Origin of the sequence: Sulfitobacter sp. D7, from assembly GCF_003611275.1 — a bacterium.
Lineage (GTDB): Bacteria > Pseudomonadota > Alphaproteobacteria > Rhodobacterales > Rhodobacteraceae > Sulfitobacter > Sulfitobacter profundi.
Map to the genome: position 1 here is coordinate 1,278,212 of NZ_CP020694.1, position 21,853 is coordinate 1,300,064.

A 21,853-nucleotide genomic window follows, 5' to 3' on the forward strand; every position below is an offset into this window, starting at 1 on the left:
TGGACACTGGCGGTTCGCCCGCTACTGTTGCGCTGGAATAGGCAGGGCAGCAGGGGCAGCGTCAGATGGAAAAGTTCGGGAAAAGCCAGCCGGTCAAACGGGTGGAAGACCACCGTTTCCTGACCGGCGATGGCCGCTATGTCGATGACATCGCCCCCCAGGGGGCACTGCACGGCGTGTTCTTCCGCGCGCCGGTGGCGCATGGGGTGATCACTGAATTGGACGTGAGCGATGCCCGCGACGCGGAGGGCGTGCATCTGGTGCTGACCTGTGCCGATCTGGAAGCGGCGGGTATGAATATCGCCCTGCCGCATACGGTGGTCGACAACCGTGACGGCAGCAAGGGAGCGGCACCGCTGCGCCCGATGTTGGCGAAAGACCGGGTGCGCTATGTGGGAGAGCCGGTCGCTCTGATTGTGGCCGAAACCTTGCAAAAGGCGCGCGATGCGGCTGAACTGATCCTTTTCGACGCTGATGACCTGCCCGCCAAGATGGACCTCACCCCCGGAGGCGAGACCCTGCATCCTGAGGCCCCCGACAACCGCGCCTTCGACTGGGGCATGGGGGATGAGGCTAAGGTCGAGGCGGCATTTGCGAAGGCTGCACAGCGCGTCAAGCTGGAGATCGGCGACAACCGCATCATCGTCAACTCCATGGAGCCGCGCGGCTGCTATGCCGAATGGGCCGATGGCCGGTTGCATGTGGCGCTGGGCGGGCAGGGCGTCTGGGCGCATAAGGGCTTCTTTGTCAAAGCTTTTGGTCTCAGCGAAGATGCCGTGCGCGTGACAAACCCCGATGTCGGCGGTGGTTTCGGTATGAAGGCGATGACCTACCCAGAGTATTTTTGCATCGCTCAAGCCGCGCGGGCGCTGGGCCGCCCGGTGCGCTGGATGTCAGAGCGGACCGAAGCCATGCTCACCGACAATGGCGGGCGCGATCTGGTGTCTTGGGCCGAATTTGCGTTTGACGATAACCACAAGATCACCGCCTACCGTGTCGACACGCGCTGCAACCTCGGGGCCTATAACAGCCAGTTCGGCCAGCCGATTCAGTCGACGCTGTTCTCTAAGGTTTTGATGGGCGTCTATGACGTGCAAGACACCTATCTGCATGTCGAGGGCTATTACACCAACACCGTACAGGTCGACGCCTATCGCGGCGCCGGGCGGCCCGAGGCGATCTATGTGCTGGAGCGGTTGATGGACCGCGCCGCGCGTGAGTTGGGCGTCGATCCGTGGGAATTGCGGCGGATCAACTTTATCAAGCCGGATCAGTTTCCCTATACCACCGCCACGGGAGAGCTTTACGACGTGGGCGATTTCGCGCGCCTCCTGACCCGGGCGGCAGAGGAGGCCGACCGTGAGGGGTTCGCGGCCCGCCGTACCGCCGACGCCAAGCGCGGCCTGCTGCGGGGGCAGGGCTTGTGTTACTATATCGAAAGCATTCTGGGCGATCCTTCCGAAGGGGCTAAAGTGGTCTTTGAGGAGAATGGCCACGTGACGATCTATGTCGGCACCCAAAGCAACGGTCAGGGGCATGAGACGGTCTATGCGCAGTTCCTGTCGGATCAGACCGGCATCCCGGCGGAGCGGATCAGCGTTGTGCAGGGGGATAGCGATTTGATTAAAAAGGGCGGCGGCACCGGCGGCTCGCGTTCGGTCACCACGCAGAACACGGCGACCTTGGCGACCGTGGCGAAGATAACCGAAGTCTTCACCGCGTTTCTGGCTGATGAACTGGGCGTTGCGGCGAGCGATATCACCTTTGACGATGAACGCTTCCGCGCCGAGGGGTCGAACGTCAGCCCCACGATGATGGAAGTGGCCGAAATGGCCCGCGCCAAGGGCCGGGATGATCTGCTGTCTCACCACGAACGCGCCAGCCTGCCGGGGCGCAGCTATCCCAACGGGGCGCATGTGGCCGAGGTGGTGATCGACCCTGAAACCGGGGTGGTGACCCTCGACCGCTATACGGTGGTCGATGATTTCGGCAACCTGATCAACCCGATGCTGGCCGAAGGGCAGGTGCATGGCGGGGTCGCTCAAGGCATCGGCCAAGCGGTGCAAGAACGGGTCGTCTATGACGAAGACGGGCAACTGCTGACCGCCACCTTCATGGACTACGCCATGCCCCGCGCCGCCGACCTGCCGATGATCTCTTTCACGTCTGAGCCTGTGCCCTCGACCGCCAATGCCATGGGCATGAAGGGCTGTGGTGAGGCTGGGACTGTGGGCGCGCTGGCGGCGGTGTCGAACGCGGTGCAGGATGCGCTTTGGGAACGCGGTGTGCGGCAGGCGGATATGCCTTTCACCCCGCATAGGGTCTGGGAGATGCTGCAAGGTGCCGCAATCGCAGCCGAGTAAAAGCCTGTTCCAACGGCTCTTTGGGCGGTTATGGCGACGGCCTGAAAGTGACTTCGGCCCGCGCCGGGGGGCGGTGACCCACGTCATTATCCTTGATGGGACCATGTCTTCGCTCGAACTGGGGCGAGAGACCAACGCCGGCATCGCCTATAGCCTGTGCCGCGAGATGGGCAGTGCTCTCTCGATCTATTATGAACCGGGTCTGCAATGGCGTGATTGGCGCAGCGCGCGCGATGTGATCATGGGGCGCGGGATCAACCGACAGATCCGCCGCGCCTATGGCTATCTCGCATCGCGCTACCGACCCGGGGACCGGATTTTCCTGATGGGTTATTCGCGTGGCGGCTATGCCGTGCGTTCGCTCGCCGGGGTGATCGACCGTGTGGGCCTCCTGCGCGCCGAGGTCGCGACAGAGCGTAACATTCGCGATGTCTACCGCCATTACGAGGCGCATCATCTGAGCAAGGCGGGCGAATTGTTTGCGCGGGCCAACTGCCACCCCGAGGTGGAGATCGAGGCGATCGGCGTTTGGGATACGGTCAAGTCGTTGGGTCTGAACGCGCCGCTGTTCTGGCGGTTCTCGCAGCCGCTGCACATGTTCCACAACCACGATCTAAGCCGCAATGTGAAGAACGGCTTTCAGGCGCTGGCGCTGAACGAAACCCGTGTCGCCTATGCCCCGGTGATGTGGACCACGCCCGAGGGCTATGCCGGGCGGCTTGAGCAGGTCTGGTTTCCGGGCACCCACGGCGATGTCGGCGGGCAGTTGGGCGGTGATGAGGCCGCGCGCCCCTTGGCAAATATCCCGCTTGTCTGGCTGTTGTCGCGGATGGAAGAAAGCGGTCTGCCGCTCCCCGACGGCTGGACCACACGCTTTGATCAAGACCCCGCTGCACCCTCCATCGGGCGCTGGCGCGGCTATGGCAAAATGCTTGTGACCCGCCGCCGCCGTCTGGTGGGCGCGGACCCGTCAGAGCGGCTGCACGAAAGCGTGGATCAACGCCGTGCGCACGCCGAGCCGCAGCCGGGGCTTCTGGCGCGGATGCAGGGGGTGATTTCCAGCCTTTAGCTGCCCTCGCGGTCCGAGGGGTGATTGACCCCGTCGCTATAGGGCAGCGGCTCCATCTCCCAAGGCAGGACCCCTTCGATCGCGCCAAGGTTCACGCCGCATTCATCGGGGTTCGAGCGGCGGCGGTGGTGGGTATAGATGCCACAGGTCTTGCAGAAGTAATGCTGCGCCGTATGGGTGCCCCATGTATAAAGCGTGAGGTTCTCGGCGCCTTTCAACACGGTCACGGTCTCGGCCAGTGCGGTCACCGTGGCCGCCGCGCGACGGCGACAGAACGTACAGGTGCAGCGCGAGGCCGAGGCCAGACCGCGCGGGAACAGGGCTTCGATCAGTACCGCCCCACAATGGCAGGAGGCGCGGCGGGTTTCTGAGGTTTCGGTCATTTGCGTCTCACTTTCGGAATGCGACTTTCGCTGAGGTCATAGTCGGCAGCGGCATGGGGCGGATGGCCGTCGGTCTGCCGCCAAAAGGCAAAACCGCCCCGGCGCAGCCACAGCGGCAGGGTCAGAACCAGCCCCGCGATAAACCCGCCCGCATGGGCCCAATAGGCCACGCCGCCGGTGCCCGGTGTGGCGCCGATCCCCCCGATGAACTGCATGCCGAACCACAGGCCCAGCATGATCCAAGCCGGGATCGCGAAGATGCGGAAAAACACGATAAGGATCACCAGAATGTCGACCTTGGCACGGGGGAACAGCAGCAAATAGCCCCCCATGACCCCCGCAATCGCGCCCGAGGCGCCGACCATGGGCACCCATGAGAGCGGCTCTGTTACGACTTGGCCCAGCCCCGCCGCGATACCGCAGGCAAGGTAGAACAGCAGGTAGCGCCCGTGACCCATCTCATCCTCGACATTGTCGCCGAAGATCCACAGAAACAGCATGTTACCGGCCAAATGCATCCAGCCGCCATGCAGAAATTGCGAGGTGATGAGGCCGAAATACCCCTCTCCATGGCTCAGCCGCGCGGGCAGCAGAGCGTAGGTGTAGTAAAACTCTGCCAAGGCACGCTCATCCGCCATCAGCGACAGGGAAGACAGGAACACCCCGATGTTCACCGCCATCAGCGCATAGGTGACATAGGGCGTGCGGCCCGAGGGGTTATGATCGCGGATCGGGAACATGCGGGCCAGCCTTTGCCAAGTCGCGCGCAGCGTCAAGCGGCACGGGGGGAACTTGCATGTTTAGCTGCGCCCGCCGGGGCGTCTGTCAAGCAGAACCGAGCAAATCCCGTGCGATCCGCTCAAAAATACCCGCGCCGATGGGGATCAGATCATCGGGGAAATCGTAATCGGGATTGTGCAGCGCGGCGTAATCTTCTCCCGGCCCGAGGCAGAGCATCGCCGCCTTGGCGTCGCGTCCGAACAGGCCGAAATCCTCAGAGGCGCGCATCGGCAGATTTCTCTGCCCGTGCGACACGCCAAGCGCGTTCATCGCCGCGGCGGCGATCTCATAGGCTTCGGGATGATTGATTGAGGCGGCGAAATGGTCGGACTCTGCGAATTCCGCCCTCAGCCCATGGGCCTTTGCGCTGCGGGTGACCTCGGCGCGCAGGGCGGCTTCGATCTCGGCCAGTGCATCGTCGCGGGTGCTGCGCAGCGTGGCGTAGAGCACCGCTGCGCCGGGGGCAATGCCAAAGGTCGGCTCGCCCATGCGCAGGTGGGTCAGGGTGACAAGGCGGAAGCCATCGTCGAGCGGCCCGCCGGGGCCGAGGGCTTGCAGCGCCGGGATCAACTCGGCCAGCGCCACGGCGGGCGATCTGCCGTCTTCGGGGCTGGCGGCATGGGCGGTCTTGCCGCTGAGGGTCAGGGCGATGCCCTTGGAGGCGCAATTGATCAGGGCGGGGGCTGTATCCACATGGCCAAAGGGGCGGCCCGGCTCGACGTGGATGGCAAAGGCATAATCGGCGGCGATCTCGGCGTAGGCCGGGTCGTCCACCACGGCGCGTGCGCCGCTGCCGTCTTCTTCGGCGGGTTGAAACATCAGCACGACGCGGCCCTTTGCAACCGGCTGTCGTGCGACCAATCGCCCAAGCGCCAGCAGCATGGTCATATGTCCATCGTGCCCGCAGACATGGCCTTTCCCCGGCACTTTCGAGACCCACGGAATGTCGTGCTCTTCGGGGATCGGCAGAGCGTCCAACTCGGCGCGGAACAGCACCGTGGGGCCGGGGCTGCCGCTGTCAAAGACCGCCGCGACACCGTGCCCGCCGAGGCCGGAGAGAATGCGGGTGGGGCCGAGTTTCTCCAGTTCCGCCGCGATGGTCCGGGCGGTCTCAATCTCTTCGCCCGAGATTTCGGGATATTGGTGGAGCGCCCTGCGAAACCGCGTCAGGTCTTCGATGTCGCTGTTCGTCAGCATGGCGCTCCTCCGATTGTCTGCTTTAGGCCATCATGCCCAAGAGCTGTGCATTGCCGCCCGAGGCCGTGGTGTCAACACAGACATGCCGTTCGGCGCGGACACGGGCGGTGTCGGGTTTGCCGCGCAAAAGCGGGATGATCGCGCCCTCGCGGGCCGCCAGCGCCTTCTCGATCTGCCGCGCCGTCGCATCCTCGCCCCACCAAAGCACGCCGCCATAGGCCGGGCCGGTGGTCAGCGCCTCAGGGTCGATCCGGCCAGAGGCCGTGACCGCAACACCGCCGAGCGCCCGCACGGCCTTGGCCTGCGCCTCTGCCGTTTCGGCGCCCGGTCCCATGCACAACAGTGCGGGGCGCGGCAGAGTCGACAGGCGGTTGCTCTCACCGGTCGGGCCGGGCATCGACTGGGTTTCCAGAACGGTCGGATGCTGGGCGGGCAGGGTGGGAAGCTTGGCCTCTGCGCTGTCCCAAGTGCCAGCGGCCTCCTGATGGTCAGGTGCCGAGAAACGTGGCAGATAGTTCGGCCCGCCCGCCTTTGGCCCGGTGCCCGAAAGCCCCTCGCCGCCGAAGGGCTGGCTGCCGACGATGGCGCCGATCTGGTTGCGGTTGACGTAGATGTTGCCCGCCTCGATCCGTTCCGAGACATGCTGCACCCGGTCGTCGATGCGGGTGTGCAGACCAAAGGTGAGCCCGTAGCCCGTGGCATTGATCGCGTCGATCACGGTGTCAAGTTCGTGGCTCTTGAAGGTCGCGACATGCAGCACGGGGCCGAAAATCTCGCGTTTCATCTCGCTGATGCTGCCCACCCGCAGGATCGCCGGGCCGACGAAAGTGCCGCCCTCGGGGGCCGTCATCTCGGCGATCAGCCGCCCCTCGGCGCGGGCCGCTTCGATATGATCCACGATTGTCTTGCGCGCCTGCGCGTCGATCACCGGGCCGACATCGGTCGACAGGTGCCACGGATCGCCCATGTTGAGCGCCTGCATGGCCCCCGTCAGCATGCGGATCAGGTCTTCGGCGATGTCCTCTTGCACATAGAGGCAGCGCACGGCGGAACAGCGTTGGCCGGCCGATTGGAATGCGCTTTCGACGATGGCCTGCACGGCCTGCTCGGGCAGGGCGGTGCTGTCGACGATCATGGCGTTAAGGCCACCGGTCTCGGCGATCAGCGGGGTGCCGGGGGCGCAATGTTCGGCCATGTTGGCGCGGATGCGCAGGGCGGTGGCGGTGGAGCCGGTGAAGGCCACGCCATTGATGCGGGCATCACCGGTCAGCGCCGCGCCGACCTTGCCGCCACCCGGCAGGAGTTGCAGGGCGGCGCGTGGCACCCCCGCTTCGTGTAGCACTTCCACGGCGAGTTTGGCGATCAGTGGGGTTTGCTCGGCTGGTTTGGCCAGCACGGCATTGCCAGCCGCCAGCGCCGCTGTGACCTGCCCGCAAAAGATCGCCAGCGGGAAGTTCCACGGCGAGATACAGGTGAAGATGCCCGAGGGCGGCGTATTGGTGGCTTGGCCGGCGTAGTAGCGCAGAAAGTCCACCGCTTCGCGCAACTCGGCCACGCAGTCGGGCAGACCTTTGCCAGCTTCGCGGGCGAGGATGGCGAAGATCTCGCCGTAGCGGTCCTCGAACATATCGGCGGCGCGGAGCAGACAGGCGCGGCGGGTGTCGAGTGGCGCATCCCAAGGAGTGGCATTGTCCAGCGCAGTGGCGACATCGGCCTCGGAGGCAGGCTGTACCGTGCCGGGAGAGGTGCCGCCGGTGGGGTTGCTGACGGTCTCTTCCGCCTCGGGTTTGGCATCGCCCGCGAGGATTGGCGCGGCGGTCCATATGGCGTCCGCAAAGGGGGCGCGGGCCTCTTCGATGGCGGCAAGCGTCGGGGTGTGGGCCAGATCGAAACCCCGCGCATTGGCGCGTTGCGGCTGGAATACGTCCGGGCCTTTCGGGATCGTCGGCGCGCTGTCTTGCAATTGGTCAAACGGGTCGGCGGCCACCACTTCGGGCGGCACGTTTTCGTCAACGATCTGATTCACGAAGCTGGAGTTCGCGCCGTTCTCAAGCAAACGCCGCACCAGATAGGCCAGCAGGTCGCGGTGCGCGCCGACGGGGGCGTAGATGCGGCAGCGGGTGCCGTGTTTTTCCATCACGATGTCATGCAGGGTCTCGCCCATGCCGTGCAGGCGTTGGAACTCATAGGCCTCGGGGTCGTCGGCCATATGCAGCACGGCGGCAACGGTATGCGCGTTGTGGGTGGCGAACTGCGGATAGATGCGATCCGTCATGTTCAGCAGTTTGCGGGCGTTGGCGATATAGCTCACATCGGTCGCGGCCTTGCGGGTGAAGACCGGGAAGCCGTCGATGCCTTCGACCTGCGCCTGCTTGATCTCGGTGTCCCAATAGGCGCCCTTGACCAGACGGACCATGATGCGCCGATCGTGACGTTTGGCCATGTCATAAAGCGTGTCGAGCACCACGCCCGCGCGCGGGCCATAGGCCTGCACCACCACGCCGAAACCGTCCCAGCCTGCCAGCGCAGGCTCGGCCATCACCGTGTCGATCACTTCGAGCGAGAGCGCGAGGCGGTCGGCTTCTTCGGCGTCGATGTTCAGGCCCATGCCCGCGGATTTCGCCAAGAGCGCCAGCGCCCGCAGACGCGGCACTAGATCGCGCATCACCGCCTTTTCCTGCGCCAATTCATAGCGCGGGTGCAGGGCCGATAGCTTGACCGAGATGCCGGGGTTCTTGCGGATATCGTCATGGGTGCAGGCATCGGCAATGGCCGAGATCGCACGGGAATAGCTGAGGTGGTAGCGTTTGGCATCGGCCTCAGTCCGCGCCGCTTCGCCCAGCATGTCGTAGCTATAGGTGAAACCCTTTTTCTCCATCCCCTTCGCGCGTTTCATCGCCGCGTGGATGTCTTCGCCCAGAACGAACTGACGGCCCATCTCGCGCATGGCGCGGCTGACGGCGGTACGGATCACCGGCTCGCCCAGACGTTTGATCGCGGCGCGTAGGTGGCGTACCGGGCCGGGCTGGTCATCGTCGAGCACGCGGCCCGTCAGCATCAGCGCCCAAGTGGAGGCGTTCACCAAGCTGGAGGTCGAATGCCCCATGTGGCGCCCCCAGTCCGAGGGGGCGATCTTGTCTTCGATCAGCGCGTCGATGGTCTCGGCATCTGGGACCCGCAGCAGCGCCTCGGCGAGACACATCAGCGCCACGCCTTCGTCGGTGCTGAGACCGTATTCAGCGAGGAAGACTTCCATCATCCCCGGCGCGGAGGTGCCGCGAATGTCACGGACAAGACCCGCCGCATCGGCGGTGATCTGGGCGCGATCTTCGGCAGAAAGATTGGCCTGCGCCTTGAGCTCGGTCAGCAGCGCATCCGGGTCGGCATAGGTGCGCGCGTCAATGGTTTGGCGAAGGGCGGGGGCGTGATCGAGGGGCATGGCAAGCTCCAGTTGATGTTTGACCCAAAATACCTGATGATCGGCGGGATATTCGACTGAAGATAATCCATACTTCAGTCGATCAGACTGAAGTATGGGGTAATCACATGGCAAATGAACTTTTCGATCTGGACCGGTTCGACAGCGCGATTCTATCGGTGCTGGCCGAGGATGGCCGCATCAGCATCACCGACCTTGCCCGCCGCATCGGCCTGTCGAAGTCACCCACCCAAGCGCGCCTGCGCCGGTTGGAGGAAAGCGGCGTGATCCTCGGCTACCGCGCGCTTTTGGATCCGATCCGGCTGGGGCTCGACCATGTGGCCTTTGTCGAGGTCCGGTTGAACGACACGCGCGAGGCGGCGCTGAGGGCCTTCAACGTCGCCGTCGCCAAGGTGCCAGAGATCGAACAGGCCCATATGATCGCCAGCCATTTCGATTATCTGATCAAGATTCGCACGCGGAACATGTCGGAATATCGGCGCTTTCTGGGGGAGGTTATTTCGACCCTGCCGCATGTGGCCAGCACATCGACCTATGTGGCGATGGAGGCGGTGAAAGAAACCATGCTGGCCGATACGGCCTAAACCGTGGGCCGGGGCATTCCCCCATTTACACCGCCCACGTGATGCTTATTGTGCGCCCCGATGCGGGCGTGATGGAATGGTAGACATACCAGACTTAAAATCTGTTGGGGCGTAGCCCCGTGTGGGTTCGAGTCCCACCGCCCGCACCACCTTTTTCAAAGACTTAGCTTGCTTGGGCCAGCGTCGCAGGTTCCGCCATCTGCGTGGCGCCGGGGATGAAGACGGTAAAGATCGTGCCCTGGCCAAGGGTGCTTTTGACCGTGATGTCGCCGCCGTGCGCGAGCGCCAGTTTCTTGCAGATCGCCAACCCCAGACCTGTGCCGCCTTCGGCGCGGTCGTCGGCGTCTTCAATCTGGGTGAAGGCTTCGAAGATGCGGTCGAAGTCCTGCGCGGCGATGCCGACGCCGTTGTCTTCGACCTCAAAAACGAACCCGCCTGCATGCGGGCGGGCGCGTAGGTGAATGTCGCGCGCCTTGGAGAATTTCAGCGCATTGCCGACGATATAGCCGAGCAGCTGCAGGCTGCGGCGGCGGTCGGCGGTAACGGTGAGCGGGGGGGTGTCGATATGCAGCCTGGCCGTCTTGTCATGCGCCGCCCCATGGTGCTGCTCGACCACTTCCTCCAATAACATGCGCGTATCAAAGGGGGTTTTGTCCAGCGCGAGGTCGTTCAATTCCATATTCGTGTAATCGAGGATGTCGTTGATAATGGTCAGCAATTGCCCGCCCGCAAATTTGATGCGCTGACCGTAGAGTTCCGCCTGATCGCCCATCTTGGTGAAATGCTCTGATGCCGGTTTCTCCTCCGGTTCGAGCTTGGCAAGGTTGTGACGCTTGAGTTCCGACAGGAAGCTAGCGTAGCCGATGACGATGGTCAGCGGGGTGCGCAATTCGTGGCTGAGCACGCTCATGAATTCCGATTTCGCGCGGCTGGCGCTTTCGGCGGCATCGCGGGCCTGACGCAGTTCCTCGACGCTTTCGTTGCGTGTCCGGTTTTCGACCACATAGCTGAAAAGCGCGGCCAGCGCGATGATGGCGGCGGTTCCGGCGATGATCAGCGCGATGAGCCGGTATTCGACAGGATTGTCATAGAGAGGCTGCGCGGCGAGCGGCGTCACCTGAAAGGCGGCCATTCCGGTGAAATGCAATAGGATAATGGCCAAGGCCAAAAGCCCGGTCATCCACAGCACGCTGCCCTTTCCCCCACGGCCGGCGGCCCCGAGCGCAAGGGTGGCGAGGGTCACCGCGATGATCACAGAGGCGGCCAGATAGCCAATGTCCCATTGGATGGTGCCCTGCACACGGTAGGCGATCATGCCGGTGTAATGCATGGCCGAGATTGCCAAGCCGAAGATCGCCCCCCCCAAAACCGTGGCGCGGCGCGATTTTAACAGACCCGCGATGACGACACCCAAGATCGATCCAACGATGGCGATGATCAGGGACAGGAAAGTCAGGGAAAAATGGAAGGTTGCTGGCGCGTCGAGCTGATAGGCGAGGATCGCGATGAAATGGGTGCACCAGATCGTGACCCCGGCGGTCATCGCGGTCAGATAGCACCAGATCATTGCCTGTGCGCGCGGCTGCTCAAGCACATGCTGATAAAGCCGCGACACCACCCAGCTGCCAAAGATACAAAGCAGCGCCGCCAGCAGCACGAGCCCGAGGTCGTGATCATGATGAATACTGTGGGCGACCCGGAACATCTTAATCCTATCAAATACTAAGATTTAGTTAATTGCTGGCCGAATAAGGCCAAAATAAGGCCCCCGCAAGTTCACACTATGCTGCAGTTTTAACTCGTTCTTAAGGGCAGGGCGCTAAACCTCAGCCATGATCGGTATTGCGGCGAGATGAGGAAAAGGCGGGGGTATGGTAGAGTTAAACGAGCGGGTAAAACCGTCTAACCCATTGCGGCGATTTGTTTTTCGCTTGTTTCGCCATGTCGGGCAGCTGATGGGGCGGGCGCGGCAGCGTCGTGCGTTTGGGCGAGGAAGGCAGTGCGAAAACAGGCTGGTTTTCCGCAAGGACTTAACTGGTTCAGAGGGACCGCTTACCTTAGGGCAATTCCCGCTTATCTCCATCGTTTTCGCGGCAGAGCGGCGCATGTTTAGGCACAATCACGATGGCGTCACAGGCGGGGGGGCGCCCAAGGCGCGGCGCTGCGGGGGGCTTTTCCCCACTTTCTGTCACGCGGCGCTGACGGGGGCCGAAGGTGCGCGCATCCTTTCCAACGTCAACGTCGATATGGCTGAGATCGAAGTGGACTTCGCGCCGGACGGGCACGTCCGCCACGCGAATGAGGCGGCCTGCGGCGTCACCTACGGGCTGGGGGATTGTCTGAACGGGCAGCATATCTACGATCTTTTTGGCCCAAGGCTTTGCGATGGGGCTGAGATCGGCAAACTTTGGACGCAGGTCCTGCGGGGGCAGTGTCCGCAGGGGCGTTTTCAGATGCACCCGGGAGAGGACACAGCCCGGATCGTCGACGGACAGTTCAGCGCGGCGTGCGGCCCTGATGGGCGGGTTCAAACCATCCGGTTTCGGGGCGTGGAAGCCGCGGCGAACGATGTGGGACCGGTGCGCGCGTTGGGGAAGGGGGCTTCGCGGCGCGCCATGGGCAGCTAGCCGCGAATGCCCATCAGCGCATAAAGAAACAGCGGCGACTTACGCGGCGCCGCTGATCCGTCGGTTTCTATCAATCCCGCTTGCCGGCGAAGCGTTCGGCCCAGCTTTCGCGGTCCTCATCGCTGATCTTGGCAAAAAGCACCTCGGGCACGTCAAAGCCATGACCGGGGGCTAGTTTGCCCAAGGCCGCTGGCACATTATCGGGCCAAGGCATGTCTTCGACCTTCATCGCCTCGAGCATCGAGGCCGAAGCCGCAGGGATGAATGGGGCCGATAGCACCGCATAGAGCGGGATCAGGTTCAGCGCCAGCCGCACCTGTGCCGCCGCTTTGTCGGGGTCGGTCTTGAAGGTGGTCCAGGGCGCTTGGGCCTGCAGGTATTCGTTGCCAGCCGCCCAGATGCCGCGCAGTTCGGCGGCGGATTTACGGACTTCCATCGCCTCCATCAGCGCCTCGTAACGCGCGACGCGGGCGGTGATGTCTTCGATCAAGGCGTGCTCCGCCTCACCGTATTCCCCAGCCTCCGGCACGGCTTCGCCGAATTTGGAGCGGCAGAATTTGGTGATGCGGCTGACGAAGTTGCCCAGCACGTCTGCCAAATCTTTGTTCACCGACGCTTGGAAGTTTTCCCATGTGAATTCGGCATCCGAAGTCTCGGGTGCGTGGCTGAGCAGCCACCAGCGCCAATAATCCGCGGGCAGGATCTCCAACGCCTGATCCATAAAGACCCCGCGCCCGCGCGAGGTGGAGAACTGGCCGCCGTCGTAATTCAAGTAGTTGAAGGATTTGATGTAATCCACCAGCTTCCACGGCTCGCCCGAGCCCTTGATCGTGGCCGGAAAGCTGAGCGTGTGGAAGGGCACGTTGTCCTTGCCCATGAACTGGGTATAGCGCACGTCGTCTGCGCCCTTGTCGGTGCGCCACCAGCTTTCCCAGTCAGAGCCTTTGCCCGTATCGACCCATTCCTGCGCGCAGGCGATATATTCGATCGGCGCGTCGAACCAGACGTAAAAGACCTTGCCCTCCATGCCCGGCCAATCCTGATCGCCGCGCTTCACCGGAACGCCCCAGCTAAGGTCGCGGGTGATGCCACGGTCTTGCAGACCATCGCCGTCATGAAGCCATTTCTTGGCGATGGAGGTGGTCAGCACGGGCCAATCGGTCTTGGAATTGATCCAGTCGTCCAGCTCGTCCTTCAGCTTGCTCTGCCGCAGGAACAGATGCTTGGTCTCGCGCATTTCCAGATCGGTCGCGCCCGAGATGGTGGAGCGCGGATTGATCAGGTCTTCGGGGTCGAGCTGCTTGGTGCAGTTGTCGCATTGATCGCCGCGCGCGTCCTCGAACCCGCAGTTGGGGCAGGTGCCTTCGACATAGCGATCCGGCAGGAAGCGGCCATCAGTGGGGGAGTAAATCTGGCGCTGCGAAACTTCTTCGATCAGCCCCTGATCCGCCAGCGCGCCCGCGAAATGCTGGGTCAGCTTGCGGTTTTGCGGGCTTGAAGAACGGCCAAAGTGGTCGAACGACAGGCCAAAGCCTTCGGCGATGCGGGCCTGTGTTTCATACATCTCGGCGCAGTATTCCTCGACCGGTTTGCCCGCTTTGGCGGCGGCGAGTTCGGCAGGGGTGCCGTGTTCGTCGGTGGCGCAGAGGAACAGAACATCCTGCCCCCGGCCACGCTGGTAGCGCGCGTAAAGGTCCGCAGGCAGTTGGCTGCCTACAAGGTTACCCAGATGTTTGATCCCGTTAATATAGGGGATGGCGGAGGTGATGAGGTGGCGTGTCATATCAATATTCCCGGTGCTTGGCGCAGCCTTATCGCAAGGGCTGCGCTGTTGCCAGCAAAAGACGGGATCGGCTAGTCGCGGTCTCGGGTGCGGCCCAGCAAGCGGCCGATAAGAAAGGTGGTCCGGGGGGCATAGACATAGGGCGTACGCTCTGCGCGCGTGGGCCGGGCGCGCATCCGGGCAAGGCCAAAGACCACCAGCACCCCATGGGCCGCCGCGATCATCGCGAACAACGCCGATGCACCGAAACCGTCGATCAGCACAGAGGCAAGGTAGGGCGCGCCGATGGCGCCCACGGCGAAAAAGAACATCAAGGCGGCAGACAGTTCGACACGCTCGTCAGAGCTTGCGAAATCATGGGCATGGGCGGCAGAGACGGAATAGATCGGGAATGTCGTGGCCCCAAAGAACCCTGCCGAAAGCATGATCCCCGCCGTGCCATAGCCCGCGCCCATCATCGTGACAGCGCAGCCACCCATCGCCGCGAACGACAGCCAGATCAACACCCAGCGGCGGTCGTATTTGTCGGCGAGAATCCCCATCGGATATTGCGCCAGCGCCCCGCCGAGCACGAAAGCGGCAAGGAACCAAGCGATCTGTGGGGCGCTAAGACCCACTTCTTGCCCGTAGATCGGCCCGACCATCCGGAACGACGCGCTTGAGACCGCCGCCACCACGACACCCGCCGCCGCCAAAGGCGAACGGTCAAAGGCGAGGCGCGGGCGCAGCCGTGGTTGGTTTGGCGTCTCTGGCGGGCGGACTTTGGTCAGCGTCAGGGGCAAAAGTGCGGCACAGCAGCCGATGGCGAGCAGATTATACGAGACATATGACGCCGGGGCGAGCACGCCGACGATCAACTGCGCGGCGAGCGAACCGCTCATGTCGACCACCCGGTAAACCCCCATGGTGCGCCCGCGCGTCTCATTGGTGACCTTGGCCTGCATCCACGCCTCGATCACCGTATAGCACCCGGCGACGCACATGCCCGACGCCACCCGCATCAGGCCCCATGCGTAAGGATCCACCACCATCATATGCGCCATCAACCCGATTGACCCGGCGGCGGTGAAGGCGGCAAAGGCGCGGCTGTGGCCGACGCTGCCCATCAGCCGCGGGGCCCACCAGCAGCCGATGAAAAACCCTAAAAAATGCGCCGAGCCGAGCATACCGATTTCCTGACGGCTAAACCCAAGCTGCACGCCAGAAAGCACATCAATTGGCCCCACACCCCCGGTGGAGAGTTGCAAAAGGATGACCGAGAAAAACAGGGCGGCGAAGGAAATGAGCAGGCGCATGAGGGCACATTGCGTCCATTGCTGCCCGAACGGAAGCGCGAATGCGCCGGGTCCGCATTTTTGCCGGGACCGTGAGATTGGCGCTTGGCAATTGCCCTTGCGAAGGCCGGGCAGGCGGCTAGGTTGCGGGCAAATCACAAGCGAGGACCACAAGATGAAGATGAACAAGCTCGGCTCAAGCGATATCGAGGTCTCGCATTTCTGTCTGGGCTCCATGACATGGGGCACCCAGAACACCGCCGAAGAGGGCCACGCGCAAATCGACCGCGCGCTCGACGCCGGGATCAACTTCATCGACACGGCCGAGATGTACCCCGTGAACCCGATTAGCGCCGAGACGATTGGCCGGACGGAAGAGATCATCGGCCAGTGGTTTGCCCGCGACAACCGCCGCGATGATGTGGTCTTGGCCAGCAAACATTCCGGCGAGGGGATGCAACATGCCCGCAACGGTGCGCCGATTTCATCCGACACGATCCCCGGTGCCATCGAAGGGTCGCTGAAGCGGTTGCAGACGGATTATATCGACCTGTACCAATTTCACTGGCCCAACCGCGGCAGCTATATGTTCCGCAAGAATTGGACCTTTGACCCGTCCGGTCAGAACCGGGCCGAGACAATTGCCCATATGGAAGACGCCCTCGGCGCGCTGCAGCGCGAGGTTGAGCGTGGCACGATCCGCGCCTTTGGTCTGAGCAACGAAAGCGCATGGGGGCTGACCCAATGGGCCGCCGTGGCCGAGCGCACGGGCGGGCCGCGCCCGATCTCGGTGCAGAACGAATATTCGCTGATGTGCCGTTTGGCCGATACCGATGTGTCGGAAACATGTGTGAACGAACAGATCGACATGCTGTCTTTCTCACCCCTCGCCGCAGGGCTGCTGACCGGGAAATATCAGGGTGGCAAAGTGCCCGCCGGATCGCGCCTCTCTCTGAACGAAGACCTGGGCGGTCGCGTCACACCCCGCGCCTTTGAGGCCGTTGCCGCCTACCTTGATGTGGCGCAGAAACATGGGCTCGACCCGGTGCAGATGGCGCTGGCGTGGTGCGCGACGCGGCCCTTTATGGGCTCGGTGATCTTTGGCGCGACCAGCCTTGAGCAGCTTGATGTGGCGCTCGGCGGGTCCGACCTGACCCTGAGCGATGAGGTGATGGCCGACCTTGATGCGGCGCATAAATCCCATCCGATGCCCTATTGATGGGCCGTTTCGCATCTTCTGGGGCGCGCCGTGTCGTTGTGCTGGTGTTGCTCGGCGCACTGGCCGCCTGCAACCGCAGCGCACCGCCGCCCGCGCAGACCGGCTTTCGCAATGCCGAGGCGCTGATCGGGGCCACCAGCCGCTATGACGCGGCGCGGTTTGGCGGTGATTGGCAGGTCCGGGCGGCCTTTCCCAATGATGCCAATCTGCGCGCGGTGACCTTCGCGCCGCAGGGGCCAACGCTGATCGAGCACCGCCAATCCTGTGATGCTGCTGGAATCTGCACCGACCGCCGTGATCTCTGGGCGCTGAGCGAAGAGGGGCCGGGGCGCTATACCATGCGCGCCGCCATGGGTGGGGCCGAGCGTGCGTTCTGGGTGCTTTGGGTCGATGAGGGGTTCCGCACCGCCGTCATCGGCAGCCCCGAGGGGGGGTACGGCTGGATCCTTGACCGTCAGGCGACAGGCGGCGAAGACCGGATCACCGCGGCGCAAGAGATTTTAGATTTCAACGGCTACGACCTCAGTGCGCTGCAAATGAGGCGCTGACCACGACGGCGCTGGCACTGCCGCCCGGCTTCGGCCTATAGGCTGTTATGGACAGTATTTTCGCGCCCGATCTGTGGATCCTCGTCACCCTTGCCGCCGCCACGTTTCAAACCGGGCGCTTCATGCTGCAAAAGCATCTGGCGACCGATACGCTCTCGGCGGGCGGGGCGACGTTTTCGCGGTTTCTCTACTCTGCGCCCTTCATCGCGCTGCTGCTGCCGCTCTATCTGGGCCTTAGCGGGCAGGCGCTGCCGGCGCTTGGTCCGGGGTTCTGGCTGTACGGTGCGATGGGCGGCACGGCGCAGATCATGGCGACGGTTTGCGTGGTGCTGCTGTTCAAGCAACGCAACTTTGCCGTCGGCATCACCTTTAAGAAGACCGAAGTGATCCAGACCGTGCTGATGGGCTGGATCGTGCTGGGCGAAGGTGTCTCGGGCGCGGGGTTTGCTGCCATTGCGCTTGGCGTGGTGGGCCTGCTGGTTCTGTCCGGCGGGGCCGAGGCCAAGGGGCTGCGGTTGGCCGATCTGCGCAACCGCGCGGCGGGGCTGGGGATTGCTTCGGGTTTTTTGTTCGCCATTTCGGCGGTCTGCTATCGCGGCGCGTCGCTGGCCGTGGTCTCTGACGATCCGCTGCTGCGCGCGGGCGTGACGCTGGCGGCGGTGGTGCTGATGCAGACGCTGATCATGGCTGTCTGGCTGCGGCTGCGCGAACCGGGACAGATGCGTCGGGTCTGGGCCGCGCGCCGCGTGGCAGTGTGGATCGGGCTGACGTCAATGGGCGGATCGCTGTGCTGGTTCATCGCCTTCACCCTGCAAAACGCGGCCTATGTGAAGGCTTTGGGGCAGGTGGAGTTGATGCTGAGCATCGCCGCCTCAACTCTGTTTTTCCGCGAAAGGATCTCGCGCCGGGAATGGGCGGGGATGGCCGTGCTGGCGCTGTCGATCCTGGCGCTGGTGCTGGCGACTTAGCCCGTCATCGGGCGGCCATGGAGACGCAGGAACAGGCTCTCTTCGTCGTTGTTTTTGAAAAACGGGACCGAGGCGGGCGGATTGGTATCGCGCGCGCGGGCGGCGACTTCGGCCAGCACGACCTCGGTGATGAAGGGCATGTCAAACGACCGCGCCCGGCTGAGCGGCACCCATTGCAGATGCGAAAGCTCATCACAGGCGGCATCGAAATCATCCGGATCGCTGGCGATGTCTTCGGCGTCGACCAAAAAGAACCGCGCATCAAAGCGGCGCGGACGGCCCGGAGGTGTCAGCGCGCGAAACACGAATTGCAGGGCAGAGGCGTCGGGCAAGTGCCCCGTAGCGGCAAAGGTCTGCCAATCGGCGGGCACGTCGCCCTCCCACGCGCCCTTGCGGCCCAGCACCAGACCGGTCTCCTCCCACAACTCACGAATGGCGGCGACGGCGATGGCATGGGCCAAGGACGGTTCGGCGTCATCGCAAAGCCTGCCGTGACAGAGCGCGTTCACCGGCGCGGCCAGCGGCACCTGCGCATCGGTCGCATCGACTGCACCACCGGGAAAAACGAATTTATTGGGCATGAATGCCGCTTTGGCCCCGCGCTGCCCCATCAGGATATGCGGCGTCACATGGCGGTCGCGCAGCACGATTACTGTGGCGGCGTTGCGGATTTTGGTCTTGTCGATGGTCATGCGGCGATGCTCCGGCGGTCAGGGGCCGAAGGGCGGGCCGCGCTAGGTGGTGCCGCCGAAGCCGCCCATCCTTTTGGCCCATTGAAAGCCGATCATGGCCCCCTTCAGTCTGGGCAGAAGGTAGAGGGACAGCGCCGTGCAGCCAACCGCAAAAATGGTGAACAGGGTCAAAGGCTCGGGCCGCCAGACGACGAAAGCGATGTGCAGACCCGGGGCCAGCAGGTGGCCGACCAGAAGAATGGTCAGATAGGCTGGGCCATCATCGGCGCGGTGGTGGTGGAACTCTTGGCGGCAGACGGCGCAGTCGTCATTCACCTTAAGATAGCCGTGCAACAACTGACCGCCCCCACAAGAGGGGCATTTGCCGCGCCAGCCGCGCAGCATGGCGGGCAGGCGGGCCCGTTCTTCGCTGTCGTGCGGTTCTGCGGTGTCGGGGGACAATTGCTGTGTCTGTGACATGGGGGCGATCCTTTGGTTGAGGGGTAGATGCAGGCTGGGGCGTGAAAAGAAAAGACTTGAGGACGCCGTTGCGGCGCCATGTCGCGCAGGGGGCGGGGCTTTGCCGACTTTTTGAAAAAACTTCGGGTTCGAGCGACGGAAGTTCTGGCGCCAGCCGTTTGACCCTGTGATCGCGGCGCAAAAGCGTGAGACGATCTTTAAAAAACGAGGAGTATCAAGATGACCATTCGTACCAATATGAAGATCGCAGCTCTCAGCGGTTTGCTGGCACTCGGTGGCGCAGCTGCATTTGCGCAGCAGAACGGCGATCAGAACCCATTCCAGCAGCTTGACGCTGACGGCAACGGTGAGATCACACAGGCAGAGTTTCAGGCCCACGCCGAGGCGCGTTTTGCTAAGGTTGATGCAGATGGCGACGGCTTCGTGACGGCTGAAGAAATGAAAGCTGCAGGCGAAGCGCGCCATGCTGAGCGTGCCGCCAAGATGCTGGAGCGGTTCGACACCGACGGCAACGGCAGCCTCGATGCGTCAGAGCTGGAAGCCATGGGGGGCAAACACGGCGAGATGCACGGCGGCAAAGAGGGCGGCAAGCGCGGTGACAAGGGCGGCGACAAGGGCGCGCGCATGATCGAGCGTATGGACACCAATGACGACGGCAAGCTGTCGATGGAAGAAATGACGCAGCGCCACGACCCCGCCAAGATGTTCGAGCGTCTGGACAAGGACGAAAACGGCAGCATCAGCGCCGAAGAGTTCGAAGCGGCGAAGAAAATGCATGGCAAGCGCCACGGCAAGGGCCAGAAGATGGACCATGACAAGCCGCAGCGCGACTAAATGATGCGTCGGGCGCGCTTGATCATGGCGCGCCCGGGCCTTAGCGATGGACGGGATGCAGGATTTGTCCGACGAGCAGCACGATGCGGATGCCGAGTTGTTGCAGCGCTACGCCAGCGGCGATGCGGCGGCGGCGCGGCTGTTGACGGCCCGGCTGGTGCCGCGCATTCACGGCCATGCGCTGCGGGTGCTCGGCGACCGTGCCGAGGCAGAGGATGTGGCCCAAGAAGCGATGCTGCGGCTGTGGCGTCAGGCGCCAAAGTGGCGCGCAGGTGAGGCCAAGGTCACCACATGGCTTTATCGCGTCGTGGCCAACCTTTGCACTGACCGTCTGCGCCGTCGTGGCGCGGGGGCGGCAGGGCTTGATGACGTGGCCGAGCCGGTCGATCCGACGCCGGGTGCCGCACAGAAGATGCAGCAGGCCGCCCGTGTGGATGCGCTGCAACAGGCGCTGGCCAGCCTGCCCGACCGGCAGCGTCAGGCGGTGGTGCTGCGCCACATTGACGGTATGGCAAACCCCGAAATTGCCGAAGTCTTGGGCATTGGGGTCGAAGCGGTGGAGAGCCTGACCGCACGGGGCAAACGGGCGTTGGCCGCGCAGCTATCTGCGCAACGGGACGCATTGGGGTTTGAAAATGAATGATTTTGACGACGCATTAAGTGATGGGGCATTGAGTGACGCCGCACTGGAAAATTTCTTTGCCGCAGCCCGGGCTACTCCGCCACAGGTCTCTGCCGATCTGCAAGCGCGGGTTCTGGCCGATGCCGAAGCGCATATGCCCAAAGCAGCGCGCCAGCCGTGGCACCAAGCACTTTGGCATCTTTTGGGCGGTGCGGCGGGGCTAAGCGGTCTTGCCACCGCCGCGGCGGTTGGGGTTTGGGTCGGCGTTGCCCCGCCTGAGGGCATGCCGGATCTCGCCGGGCAATTCGTCTCTGGTACATGGACGGCCGAGACATTGGACACGGGCGAAGCCGATACAGGCACAGAACTGGGTGGTTTTGGCTGGGACATGGAGGAAAGTTGAGATGACACAGGTTCCCACACCACGGCGCAAGCGACTGATGCGCTTGGCGCTTGGTCTGTCGCTGGCGCTGAACGTGATGATCCTCGGCGCGCTTGGCGGGGCGATGTGGCGTCATGGCGGGCCGGGGCCGCGCGGCGATGGCGATCTGCCGGGGCTGCGCAGCTATGCTTCGCCCTATGTGCAAGCTTTGCCGCCCGAAGCGCGGCGCGATCTGCACGGCAAGATGCGCAGCAGCGGCACGGCGCATCACCTCGACCGGGCGGCACGGCGCGCGCTTTATGACGAGATGCTTGCCGCGCTGCGGGCAGAGCCGTTTCAGGCGGATGTGGCCGCGGCGGTGCTCGCCGCGCAAGGAGAGGCTGCGGCCAGTGTTCAAACCGTGGCCCATAACGCATGGCTGGCCGAGGTCAGCGCGATGGATGCCGCCGCCCGCAAAGCCTATGCCGACAAGCTGCAAGAGCGGTTGCAAGCCGGGCACGCCCGCAAAAGAGACAAGCGCGAGAGCAAGGCTGAGCGTTAATCGGGCAGGGCGCCCCCGGGCGCGCGGTCTTGCCCTTTGCGGGGCGGCGGGCTAGGCCGAGGGCGAATGAAATCGGCAGGCGGCGGCAG

At 63.7% G+C, this 21,853-nt stretch carries 20 protein-coding genes and 1 tRNA gene; 12 read left to right on the forward strand and 9 right to left on the reverse strand.

Annotated elements, in window-relative coordinates; genetic code table 11:
• Positions 1 to 65: 65 nt before the first annotated feature.
• Both B5M07_RS06175 and B5M07_RS06180 read left to right on the forward strand, forming a co-directional pair.
• The gene (locus tag B5M07_RS06175; protein ID WP_120350644.1) at positions 66 to 2,363 is read left to right on the forward strand and encodes a xanthine dehydrogenase family protein molybdopterin-binding subunit; all 2,298 of its coding nucleotides are present in this window, start codon (positions 66 to 68) and stop codon (positions 2,361 to 2,363) included.
• Entirely contained in the window at positions 2,341 to 3,432 is a 1,092-nt protein-coding gene (locus tag B5M07_RS06180) for a DUF2235 domain-containing protein (protein WP_120350645.1), read from the forward strand. The genes B5M07_RS06175 and B5M07_RS06180 overlap by 23 nt, the downstream gene beginning before the upstream one ends.
• Here the strand turns inward: B5M07_RS06180 and B5M07_RS06185 are convergent.
• From B5M07_RS06185 to putA, 4 genes are all read right to left on the reverse strand, one after another.
• Positions 3,429 to 3,815 carry a GFA family protein gene (locus B5M07_RS06185; RefSeq protein WP_120350646.1) on the reverse strand — a complete coding sequence of 129 codons (387 nt, stop codon included), beginning with the start codon at positions 3,813 to 3,815 and terminating at the stop codon, positions 3,429 to 3,431. The two genes, B5M07_RS06180 and B5M07_RS06185, sit on opposite strands and share 4 nt — an antisense overlap.
• Entirely contained in the window at positions 3,812 to 4,555 is a 744-nt protein-coding gene (locus tag B5M07_RS06190; RefSeq protein WP_120350647.1) for a rhomboid family intramembrane serine protease, read from the reverse strand. Before B5M07_RS06190 ends, B5M07_RS06185 begins: the two co-directional genes overlap by 4 nt.
• A gap of 85 nt (positions 4,556 to 4,640) precedes the next feature.
• Positions 4,641 to 5,792, reverse strand: a complete 1,152-nt coding sequence (locus B5M07_RS06195; RefSeq protein ID WP_120350648.1) for an amidohydrolase — start codon at positions 5,790 to 5,792, stop codon at positions 4,641 to 4,643.
• A gap of 22 nt (positions 5,793 to 5,814) precedes the next feature.
• On the reverse strand, positions 5,815 to 9,231 hold the full coding sequence (putA, locus tag B5M07_RS06200; RefSeq protein WP_120350649.1) for a bifunctional proline dehydrogenase/L-glutamate gamma-semialdehyde dehydrogenase PutA: 3,417 nt from the start codon (positions 9,229 to 9,231) through the stop codon (positions 5,815 to 5,817).
• Between the two features lie 107 nt (positions 9,232 to 9,338).
• Between putA and B5M07_RS06205 the strand changes: the two genes are divergently transcribed.
• Positions 9,339 to 9,815: an Lrp/AsnC family transcriptional regulator gene (locus tag B5M07_RS06205; RefSeq protein WP_067622609.1), complete on the forward strand. Its 477-nt coding sequence runs from the start codon at positions 9,339 to 9,341 to the stop codon at positions 9,813 to 9,815.
• 62 nt (positions 9,816 to 9,877) lie between these two features.
• Positions 9,878 to 9,964 (forward strand) — tRNA-Leu (locus B5M07_RS06210).
• A 14-nt stretch (positions 9,965 to 9,978) separates the two neighbouring features.
• Here the strand turns inward: B5M07_RS06210 and B5M07_RS06215 are convergent.
• Positions 9,979 to 11,520, reverse strand: a complete 1,542-nt coding sequence (locus tag B5M07_RS06215; protein ID WP_120350650.1) for an MHYT domain-containing protein — start codon at positions 11,518 to 11,520, stop codon at positions 9,979 to 9,981.
• Positions 11,521 to 11,920: 400 nt separating this feature from the next.
• Here B5M07_RS06215 and B5M07_RS06220 point away from each other — a divergent pair, with 400 nt between their 5' ends.
• The gene (locus B5M07_RS06220) at positions 11,921 to 12,442 is read left to right on the forward strand and encodes a PAS domain-containing protein (RefSeq protein ID WP_162931820.1); all 522 of its coding nucleotides are present in this window, start codon (positions 11,921 to 11,923) and stop codon (positions 12,440 to 12,442) included.
• Between the two features lie 70 nt (positions 12,443 to 12,512).
• On the opposite strand, the gene metG is transcribed toward B5M07_RS06220, so the two are convergent.
• Positions 12,513 to 14,225, reverse strand: coding sequence for a methionine--tRNA ligase (gene metG, locus B5M07_RS06225; RefSeq protein WP_120350652.1), 1,713 nt, complete (start codon positions 14,223 to 14,225; stop codon positions 12,513 to 12,515).
• A 71-nt stretch (positions 14,226 to 14,296) separates the two neighbouring features.
• Positions 14,297 to 15,520, reverse strand: coding sequence for an MFS transporter (locus B5M07_RS06230; protein ID WP_120350653.1), 1,224 nt, complete (start codon positions 15,518 to 15,520; stop codon positions 14,297 to 14,299).
• 154 nt (positions 15,521 to 15,674) lie between these two features.
• Between B5M07_RS06230 and B5M07_RS06235 the strand changes: the two genes are divergently transcribed.
• Genes B5M07_RS06235 through B5M07_RS06245 form a run of 3 tightly spaced genes read left to right on the forward strand, consistent with a single transcriptional unit; the run spans position 15,675 to position 18,234 of the window.
• Complete coding sequence (locus B5M07_RS06235; RefSeq protein ID WP_120350654.1) at positions 15,675 to 16,718, forward strand: aldo/keto reductase; 1,044 nt, start codon at positions 15,675 to 15,677, stop codon at positions 16,716 to 16,718.
• Positions 16,718 to 17,266, forward strand: coding sequence for a lipocalin family protein (locus tag B5M07_RS06240; RefSeq protein WP_120350655.1), 549 nt, complete (start codon positions 16,718 to 16,720; stop codon positions 17,264 to 17,266). Before B5M07_RS06235 ends, B5M07_RS06240 begins: the two co-directional genes overlap by 1 nt.
• 47 nt (positions 17,267 to 17,313) lie before the next feature.
• A complete protein-coding gene (locus tag B5M07_RS06245) occupies positions 17,314 to 18,234 on the forward strand; it encodes a DMT family transporter (RefSeq protein ID WP_120350656.1) in 921 nt (306 codons plus the stop codon).
• Here B5M07_RS06245 and B5M07_RS06250 read toward each other — a convergent pair.
• Together B5M07_RS06250 and B5M07_RS06255 are read right to left on the reverse strand one after the other, a co-directional pair.
• Complete coding sequence (locus tag B5M07_RS06250; RefSeq protein WP_067627603.1) at positions 18,231 to 18,926, reverse strand: NUDIX hydrolase; 696 nt, start codon at positions 18,924 to 18,926, stop codon at positions 18,231 to 18,233. The genes B5M07_RS06245 and B5M07_RS06250 overlap by 4 nt on opposite strands.
• Before the next feature lie 42 nt (positions 18,927 to 18,968).
• Entirely contained in the window at positions 18,969 to 19,385 is a 417-nt protein-coding gene (locus B5M07_RS06255) for a DUF983 domain-containing protein (RefSeq protein ID WP_120350657.1), read from the reverse strand.
• Positions 19,386 to 19,604: 219 nt separating this feature from the next.
• Between B5M07_RS06255 and B5M07_RS06260 the strand changes: the two genes are divergently transcribed.
• From B5M07_RS06260 to B5M07_RS06275, 4 genes are read left to right on the forward strand one after another with little or no spacing between them, the layout of a single operon-like run.
• Positions 19,605 to 20,219, forward strand: a complete 615-nt coding sequence (locus tag B5M07_RS06260; protein WP_120350658.1) for an EF-hand domain-containing protein — start codon at positions 19,605 to 19,607, stop codon at positions 20,217 to 20,219.
• A gap of 46 nt (positions 20,220 to 20,265) precedes the next feature.
• Positions 20,266 to 20,862: an RNA polymerase sigma factor gene (locus tag B5M07_RS06265; RefSeq protein WP_067626641.1), complete on the forward strand. Its 597-nt coding sequence runs from the start codon at positions 20,266 to 20,268 to the stop codon at positions 20,860 to 20,862.
• Complete coding sequence (locus tag B5M07_RS06270; RefSeq protein ID WP_162931821.1) at positions 20,855 to 21,244, forward strand: hypothetical protein; 390 nt, start codon at positions 20,855 to 20,857, stop codon at positions 21,242 to 21,244. Before B5M07_RS06265 ends, B5M07_RS06270 begins: the two co-directional genes overlap by 8 nt.
• A 1-nt stretch (position 21,245) precedes the next feature.
• Complete coding sequence (locus tag B5M07_RS06275) at positions 21,246 to 21,764, forward strand: periplasmic heavy metal sensor (RefSeq protein ID WP_120350660.1); 519 nt, start codon at positions 21,246 to 21,248, stop codon at positions 21,762 to 21,764.
• Positions 21,765 to 21,853 lie beyond the last annotated feature (89 nt).